Below are 1,450 nucleotides of genomic sequence, written 5' to 3'. Positions count from 1 at the left end.
GCACTGATTTCCCTGAACAGCGCACGGTACTCATCGGTGAGCTTGTGCCGTGGCTGCATATTGACCAGTGGCGTCGCTTTCTCGTGGGATTCGCGCATCACTACACTGCTGGAGAGTTTGTTGGCAAGAATCGGCAACCCCTCTTCTTCGAGAGACGCCACCAACTCCTGAGGCAACCGCGCCCGAGGCTGGTATTGATTCACCACAATGCCTTCCACCTGCAGGTCATCATTGTGGTCTTCCCGGGCTTCCTGAATATTTTCCAGCAGTGTGTACAACGCCTTGCGGGAAAACGCATCGCAGTCAAAGGGAATCAGCACCCGATCAGCCGCAATCAACGATGACAAGGTGTAGAAGTTATACGCTGGCGGCGTATCCACAAAAATCTCGTCAAAGTCTTTCGCCAGCGCCTTCAGCAAACCACGCAGTTTGTAGATCTTGTGCTTGGACTCGAGCATATGCTCGATTTCCCCCAGCTCGCCATCGGACGGCAACACAAACAGGTTCTCAAACGGGGTGGCATGCACATAGTCACGCGGATCTTTTTCTTTCAGCCGAAACGACAGGGTCTGAGCAAAAAAAGTGCCGATGTTGGGTTTTGGCCCGTGCCCGTTACTGTACGCGGGCATGCCCAGCAAATACTGGCTGGCGTTGCACTGTGGATCCAGATCGACAACCAGGGTGCGTTTGCCCTCCGACGCGCTGATAGCCGCCAGATTGACCGTAATACTGGACTTCCCCACGCCCCCTTTCTGATTGAACACCACTCTACGCATTCCTTGTTCTCCTTAAACAGCAAGTATTGGCGTTGCCGAATCATACACAGCCTGCCAAGCCACTCACAGTGCCAAAGTGCCGGGCATAAACTGCTACTCAGACTGTCCACAGAAACTGTGGATAACCTGGTGAATAACCGCTGAGCGAAATCGGCAAAGCGTGGCCGATCAGACGCACGTTACGGTTCGATTAAAAAACACCCAAATTAAACGTGGACGCGAAATCTATTTACTTCCCCTTGCTGAGCGCCAGCAAGCGAGCTAAAAGTAAACACAATGTTTCATTTCGGCGCTTCACCTGCGCCGTTCACAGCTATTTTTCAGGTGCTCTATATGTCTCAGCCATTCTGCGCCCCGCCACGGACAAGCTCTCTCAAGGCAATCCCTGGTGATGCGGGATTGCCCCTTATCGGCCACACCCTGGCTTTCATGCGCGACCCGATTGGATTAATGCGCAAACGCTATGACACCTATGGGCCGGTATCCTGGAGCAGCGTATTTGGCTTGCGCATGATCCAGATGCTCGGCCCCGACGCCAACCAGTTCGTCATGCTCAACCGCGGCGACCTGTTTTCCAATCATGATGGCTGGGATTATTTTATCGGTCGCTTTTTCCATCGCGGTATCATGTTGCTGGATTTCGAAGAGCATCGCTGGCATCGCAAGATCATGCA

The 1,450-nt window shown here is 53.2% G+C and carries 2 protein-coding genes; one reads left to right on the top strand and one right to left on the bottom strand.

The window, feature by feature from the left end; genetic code table 11:
• Positions 1 to 776, bottom strand: a 776-nt coding sequence (locus A3730_RS22370; protein ID WP_063538980.1) for a ParA family protein, incomplete at its 3' end; no start/stop codon positions are given.
• Positions 777 to 1,109: 333 nt separating this feature from the next.
• Between A3730_RS22370 and A3730_RS22365 the strand changes: the two genes are divergently transcribed.
• Positions 1,110 to 1,450, top strand: a 341-nt coding sequence (locus A3730_RS22365) for a cytochrome P450 (RefSeq protein ID WP_156501299.1), incomplete at its 3' end; no start/stop codon positions are given.

The sequence above is a fragment of the Alcanivorax sp. HI0044 genome (assembly GCF_001634945.1).
Note: the sequence above shows the minus strand (reverse complement) of the source record. Positions and strands in the feature narration are given on the sequence as shown.